The sequence below is a fragment of the Kitasatospora xanthocidica genome (assembly GCF_014656195.1).
GTDB lineage: Bacteria > Actinomycetota > Actinomycetes > Streptomycetales > Streptomycetaceae > Kitasatospora > Kitasatospora xanthocidica.
In genome coordinates this window covers 177185-183574 of record NZ_BNBY01000016.1, presented here as the reverse complement: position 1 = coordinate 183574, position 6390 = coordinate 177185, and the positions used below count along the sequence as shown (strand labels likewise).

Sequence of the window (6390 nt, the reverse complement as noted above, 5' to 3'; positions counted from 1 at the left end):
GTGCTCACCTGCTGGCGGCTACGGCACCGAGTCTCTACGACTCAGCAAGTCCCATTAGGCGGCGAAGGCGGCGAGGAGCTTGTCGGTGAGGCGTTCGAGGTAGTCGGGGGCGGTGGCGGTGTGGACGACGGCCAGGCGCCAGTACAGCGGGCCGGCGAGGAGGTCGAGGGCGATCTCGCGGTCGGTGCCGGCGGGCAGCTCGCCGCGCTCGACGGCCCGTTCCAGCAGCTGGGCGGCCTTGCCGCGGCGGGTGTCGCGCACGGCGCCCAGCAGCACCCGCGCCAGCTCGGGGTTGCGGCCGCTCTCGGCGATCAGGTCCGGGACGATCCTGGACGGGAGCCGGTGGCGCAGCGCGTCGGCGGTGGCGGTGAGGAAGGCGAGGACGTCGCCGCGCAGGGTGCCGGTGTCCTTGATCTCGGTGGCGTCCACGGCCACGGCGCGGACCAGGGCGAGGGTCATGTCGAGTTTGGAGGGCCAGCGGCGGTAGATGGCGGCTTTGCCGGCGCCGGCGCGTCGGGCGACCGTTTCCAGGGAGAGGCGGGCGTAGCCGACGGCGGCGAGTTCCTCGAAGAAGGCGGCGGCGATGGCCTCGGTGACGGAGTCCTGGAGGACCGGCCCGCCCGGGGTGCGGCGCACGGCGGCCGCGGGGGCCCCAGGGGCCCCAGGGGCCTCGGGGGCCGCGGGGGCCGCAGAGGCCTCGGAGGTGGCGGGGGCCGCAGGAGTGGCAGGGGCTTCGGGGGGTGTGCCGGTGGTGGGGGCGGGCCGGGGCGCGGGGGTGGCGGGCATGGCCCGAACCTACACCTGGCGGAACGCTTGCGTCTCGACTGGGAGGGGACTAGCGTCAGAGGCGAGACGGAACGGTTCCGTCTCGACTGCGGGTTGGGAGTGCACCATGCGGTTCCTCTTCGAGGACGAGTCGTTCTCCTTCGAGACGCTGCGGGCGGCCGGGTTCGCCGGCGACGGCGGCGCCGACCTGGGCGAGGTGGTGGCCTGCGCCGCCAGGATCGGCGAGGGCGACGAGCAGGCCTGGCTGCGGGAGTGGAAGGCCACCGCGCGGCGCGCGCACGCCGTCGCCGAGGGCGCCCTGGCGGCCGGGCACCGGGTCAGCGCCCGCGAGGCCCTGCTGCGCGCGTCGAACTACTACCGCACCGCCGAGTTCTACCGCCGTGACGACCCCGCGAACGACCCCGAGGCCCGGGAGCTGTCCCGCCTCTCCCGGGAGACCTTCGCCGCCGCCACCGCCCTGATGGACACCCCCGTGGAGGCCGTGCGCATCCCCTACCAGGACACCACCCTGCCCGGCTACCTCTTCCTCGCCGACGACTCCGGCGCCCCGCGCCCCACCGTCGTCTTCACCAGCGGCTTCGACTCCACCCTGGAGGAGTCCTACTTCGCCGTCGCCGCGGCCGCGCTGCGCCGCGGCTACAACGTGCTCGCCTACGACGGGCCGGGCCAGGGCGCGGCGCTGCGCGAGCAGCACCTGGTCTTCCGTCCGGACTGGGAGGCGGTGGTGACCCCGGTCCTCGACTGGGCGCTGACCCGCCGCGAGGTCGCCGCCGACGCCCTGGTCCTGTTCGGCTACAGCCTCGGCGGCTACCTGGCCGCCCGCGCCGCCGCCCGCGAACACCGCCTGGCCGCCCTGGTCCTGGACGACGGCCTCTACAGCTACGGCCAGGCCCACGACCGGTTCCTGCCCGCGTTCCTGCGCACGTGGACCGAGGACGGACGCGACGACCTCGTCGAGCCCGTCATGCGCCTGCTCATGCGGGAGAGCACCCAGCTGCGCTGGGCCCTGCGCAACGGGGTGTGGACGTTCGGCGCCTCCTCCGTCGCGGACTACCTGCGCCGCACCGCCGACTACACCCTCGAAGGCCTCGCCCACCTCATCACGTGCCCCACCCTCGTCCTGGACGCCGAGAACGACCAGTTCTTCCGCGGCCAGCCCCAGCAGGTCCAGGCCGCGCTGACCTGCCCGCACACCCTGATCACCCTGACCGAGGCCGAAGGCGCGGGCGAACACTGCCACATGGGCGCCATGGCCCGCTTCCACCAGAGCGTCTTCGACTGGCTGGACACCACCCTGACCCCCGCACCCGCGCCCGCACCCGCACCCGCACCCGCACCGGCGCCGCGCCTGGCACACCGGCCCTGACACACCGGGCCCCGCCGTCCGCCCCGCCGCAGGCCCTGCCCTCACCCGCCGGCGCGCGAGGACACGACGCCGCGCGAAGGCACGACGCCGGATGAGGGCACGGCGCCCGCCCCTCCCCCGCACCGCCCCGCACCCGCCCCGGTGCCGCCCCGGCGCCCGTTCCGGGCACCGCCGTCCGCCCCACCGGGCCCGCGAGCACCACGGCACCCGGGCACCGGACCTCCCCTGCACCGCGCCCCCGGACACCCGGACCCCGCAGACCCGGATCCCGCGGGAGCACGGCGCCGGATCTCCCGGGCAACCCGGACCCCGAAGCACCGAAGCACCGGACCCGCGGGAAGCCGCCCCCAGGCCCGCACCCCCAGACCCGGGCCCGCGGGAAGCCGCACTCCCCCCGGCCCCGGTCCCGCCGTCCGGGGCGTCGCGGACGGCCGGTGCGCGGCCCTGGAACGGGGTGCGCCCCCGTCCCCGGGCAGGGGGCCGGGGACGGGGGCGCGGGGTGGTCCCGTCAGGCGGGCGGGAACCGGGGGGCGGGGCGGTGAGGGTGGCGGGAGGCCGCCCCGGGCCCGGCCCGGGACGGCGGGCCGGGCCCGGGATGGCGGGCCGGGCCCGGGGTGGCCAGGGGACGGTGAGGGGTGGTCAGGGGGGACGGTGAGGGGGCCGGTCAGGTGATGGAGGCCCCGGAGTCGATGCTGATGACCTGGCCGGTCATGCAGTCCTGGTCGAGGAACAGGGTGATCGAGCGCGCCACCTCGCTCGGGGTGACGAACCGCGGCACCGGCACCTTGTCGCGCATCCCGGCGACGACGTGCTCGGGCAGGGTGTCCGTCATACCGGTGATCATGAAGCCGGGCGACAGGGCGTTGACGGTCACCCCGCGCCGTCCGCACTCCGCCGCCAGGGTGCGGGTCAGTCCGATCAGCCCGGCCTTGGACGCCGAGTAGGCGGTCTGCCCGGCGGTGGCGATCAGCGCCGACGGCGAGACGATGTTGACGATCCGCCCCCACCGCGAGCGCAGCATCGCCGGCACGCACGCGCGCGCCGTGTGGAAGGAGCCGACCAGGTTGGTGTCGATCACCTGCCGCCACTGCGCCGGGTCCTGCATCGCCATCAGCGAGTCCTTGCGGATCGCGCCGTTGTTGACCAGCACGTCCACCGGCCCCAGCTCCGCCCGGATCTCCTCGTACATCGCGGTGACCGCGCCGTAGTCGGACACGTCGCCGGTGACCAGCACGTGCGGGTTCGCCAGCCGCGCCGCGGTCTTCTCCGCCCCCTCGCGGGAGCTGTTGTAGTGGACCGCGACCCGGCAGCCCGCCGCGTCCAGGGCCACGGCCAGCTCACCGCCCAGCCCCCCGGAGGCACCGGTGACCAGCGCCACCGGGGAATCCGGGCGCGTGCCGAAGGCGTCCTTGCCGCTCATCGCGCCCCTCCCCACGTCAAAAGGATCGAGCCCCACGTCATGCCGGCGCCGAACCCGGCCAGCAGCACCGTGTCCCCGTCCTTGATCCGCCCCGAGTCCAGCGCCTCCGCCAAAGCGATCGGGATCGACCCCGAGGCGGTGTTGCCGTAGCGCTCCAGGTTCGTCACCAGCTTCTCCGGGCCGATCCCGGTGTGGGAGAGCACCGAGTTGATGATGCGGATGTTCGCCTGGTGCGGCACCACGTGGTCCACGTCGGCCGCCGTGACCTTCGCCTGCTCCAGCGTCTCGCGGATCGTACGCACCGTGTACCGCACGGCGTTGAGGTAGATCTCGTTGCCGTTGATCTGCGCGTAGTGCAGGCCCTGGGCGACGGTCTCCGCGGTGGTGGGCATCCTTGAGCCCCCCGCCAGGACCTTCAGGCTGTTCTTGCAGCTGCCGTCCGCGCCCAGGTTCCACGCCCGGATCCGCTCCACCGGGCCCGGGGTGAGGACCACCGCCCCCGCCCCGTCACCCACCAGGATCGACAGGTCCCGGTCGGCGGGGTTCGCGGTCTGGGTGTGGGTGTCCGAACCGATCACCAGGATCGGCCGCGGGTCCATGCGCATCAGACCCGCCGCCGTCACCAGCGCGTACACGAACCCCGCACACTCGGAGTTCACGTCGTGCGCGCTGCCCGCGATACCCAGCTCGTCATGGACGAACGCCGACGTCGCCGGCGAGGGCTGCTCCGGAGTCGCCGTGGCCACGATCAGATGCGCGATGTCCGCACCCGTCAGCCCCGCCCGCTCCAGAGCACGGCGCCCCGCCTCCACCGCCATCGACGCCGTGGTCTGCCCCGCACCCACCGCGCGACGCTCACGGATCCCGCACCGCGAGACGATCCAGTGCTCGTCCACCCCGAACCGCTGCGCGAGGTCCGCACTGGTCACCACCGTCTCCGGGACCCACATCCCCCAGCCGGCGACGTCGAAACCACTCATCACCCGACCCCTCTCTCCCCGCCCCCGGGGCTCAGTTCGCCTCGGCCGGGACGAGCGCCAGGATCCGCTCGTGCACCACCCGCAGCGTCGTCGTGTCGTCGATGTCCGCGAACAGCGACTCGTCGGCCGGAATGTGCGGGTACTGGTTCTGGAACCCGTACAGCCACTCCATCAGGTCCAGCGAGTCCACATCCGCGATGTGCTGCAACGCCGCGTCCGCGTCGATCTCACGCGCACCGGACACCGCCTGCAACTGCTGCGCCAGGTCCTCGATGGTGGGGATCTGAGACATGGGTGATCGTTTCCTCTCCTCGCCCGCCCCCAGGACGGGGAAACCGGGCGGCTGTCAGATATGGCGTCGAACAACGGAAGGGGAACCACCGCACCCACCCCCCACCCACACCGCCCCGCACCCGCCCCGCACCGCGCCCGCCCCACGGCCCCCTCGACACACCGGCATGCCCGGCACAGGCACCCACGAGGACCACGAACAACGGACGAGCGGACGAGCGGACGAGCGGACAACGGAGAACCGGAGAAGCGGAGAAGCGGACGAGCGGACGGCAGGCGACGGACAGTCCCGAGAACACCGGCACCAAGCCGGCGACGGAACCCGAAACCACCCCCCGCACGGGCAGGAGCGGCACAGGCCCGGACAGACACCCGCCACCCCCGCAAGGGAAGCGGCCCGGCCCGCAGACCGCGTGTCCTGTCGAGACCGCATGAAACCCGCGTCCGCGCAAACGCCCCGCAACCCCCCACCCCCCGACCCCCTTGCGCACCGCTTGCGAGACACACGCTTACCTGACCCACAACACACCGCACCCGCACGCACACCGGCACACCGCACCACCCAGGCCGGCCCGCCGGCCCGCCACCCGGCACCCCTGTCCGACGGCCGCCAGGCCCAAGCACCACCCGGCACCACCCGGCACCACCCGCACCAACCACCGCAGCCCGCACACCCGTCGGGCGACGCACCACCCACGGCGCACCACACGGCACCACCGGTCCGGGCACCACGGCACCACCGCCCGGACAGCACGACCTGGACCGTACGGCCGGCACCGTCCGAACGGCCCGCGCGCCACGGCACCACCCGCCCGGACAGCACGACCGGGCACCAACAGCCTTATCCCGCACGACCGTCGGGCAGCGCACCACCGCCCGGCAGCACGGCCCGGACCGTAACGTCCAGACCCTGCGTCCGGACACCAACCGCCTCAGCCCGCACGCCCGTCGGGCAGCGCACCACCGCCCGGCAGCACGGCCCGGACCGTAACGTCCAGACCCTGCGTCCGGACACCAACCGCCGCAGCCCGCACGACCGTCGGGCAGCGCACCACGCGGCAGCACCGGTCCGGGCGACACGGCCCGGACCGTAACGTCCAGACCCTGCGTCCGGACACCAACCGCCTCAGCCCGCACGACCGTCGGGCAGCGCACCACGCGGCAGCACCGGTCCGGGCGACACGGCCCGGACCGTACGTCCGGACCGTGCGTCCGGACACCAACCGCCTCAGCCCGCAAGCCCGTTGGGCGACGCACCAATGCGGCAGCAATGCGGCAGTACCGGTCCGGGCGACAGAACACCACCGCCCCGGGCCGGCCAGCCGGCACGCGGGCCGCCACGGCGGCCCGCCGCCGGACACCGGCGACCGGCCACCCGGCCGGCGCCCGAGCCCGACAGGCCGACAGGCCGACAGGCCGACAGGCCGACAGGCCGGGGGCCGAAAGCCGGCCGGCACGCCCGTGCCGCACGCACCACGCGGCCGCGCCACTACGGCCGGCCCGCCGCACCGGCCCGCCCGCCTCCCGCGGACGGACCGGCCCACGCC

Annotated in this window: 5 protein-coding genes; 1 reads left to right on the top strand and 4 read right to left on the bottom strand. The window is 74.6% G+C overall.

Annotation, left to right across the window (positions count from 1 at the left end):
• Nucleotides 1-54 precede the first annotated feature (54 nt).
• The gene (locus IE332_RS25825; protein ID WP_189920740.1) at nucleotides 55-786 is read right to left on the bottom strand and encodes a TetR-like C-terminal domain-containing protein; all 732 of its coding nucleotides are present in this window, start codon (nucleotides 784-786) and stop codon (nucleotides 55-57) included.
• Nucleotides 787-892: 106 nt separating this feature from the next.
• Here IE332_RS25825 and IE332_RS25820 point away from each other — a divergent pair, with 106 nt between their 5' ends.
• Nucleotides 893-2152 (top strand): alpha/beta hydrolase family protein, encoded by a 1260-nt coding sequence (locus IE332_RS25820; RefSeq protein ID WP_189920738.1) that lies wholly within the window; start codon nucleotides 893-895, stop codon nucleotides 2150-2152.
• Between the two features lie 664 nt (nucleotides 2153-2816).
• Here IE332_RS25820 and IE332_RS25815 read toward each other — a convergent pair.
• Genes IE332_RS25815 through IE332_RS25805 form a run of 3 tightly spaced genes read right to left on the bottom strand, consistent with a single transcriptional unit; the run spans nucleotide 2817 to nucleotide 4844 of the window.
• Nucleotides 2817-3572 carry an SDR family NAD(P)-dependent oxidoreductase gene (locus tag IE332_RS25815; protein WP_189920736.1) on the bottom strand — a complete coding sequence of 252 codons (756 nt, stop codon included), beginning with the start codon at nucleotides 3570-3572 and terminating at the stop codon, nucleotides 2817-2819.
• Entirely contained in the window at nucleotides 3569-4552 is a 984-nt protein-coding gene (locus IE332_RS25810; RefSeq protein WP_189920734.1) for a 3-oxoacyl-ACP synthase III family protein, read from the bottom strand. Before IE332_RS25810 ends, IE332_RS25815 begins: the two co-directional genes overlap by 4 nt.
• A 31-nt stretch (nucleotides 4553-4583) precedes the next feature.
• Nucleotides 4584-4844 (bottom strand): hypothetical protein, encoded by a 261-nt coding sequence (locus IE332_RS25805; RefSeq protein WP_189920732.1) that lies wholly within the window; start codon nucleotides 4842-4844, stop codon nucleotides 4584-4586.
• Between the last annotated feature and the right edge of the window lie 1546 nt (nucleotides 4845-6390).

Coding starts and splice junctions, on each gene's coding strand:
- IE332_RS25810 (WP_189920734.1), bottom strand. CDS start 4,552: ATGAGTGGTTTCGACGTCGCCGGCTGGGGGATGTGGGTCCCGGAGACG.
- IE332_RS25805 (WP_189920732.1), bottom strand. CDS start 4,844: ATGTCTCAGATCCCCACCATCGAGGACCTGGCGCAGCAGTTGCAGGCG.
- IE332_RS25820 (WP_189920738.1), top strand. CDS start 893: ATGCGGTTCCTCTTCGAGGACGAGTCGTTCTCCTTCGAGACGCTGCGG.
- IE332_RS25825 (WP_189920740.1), bottom strand. CDS start 786: ATGCCCGCCACCCCCGCGCCCCGGCCCGCCCCCACCACCGGCACACCC.
- IE332_RS25815 (WP_189920736.1), bottom strand. CDS start 3,572: ATGAGCGGCAAGGACGCCTTCGGCACGCGCCCGGATTCCCCGGTGGCG.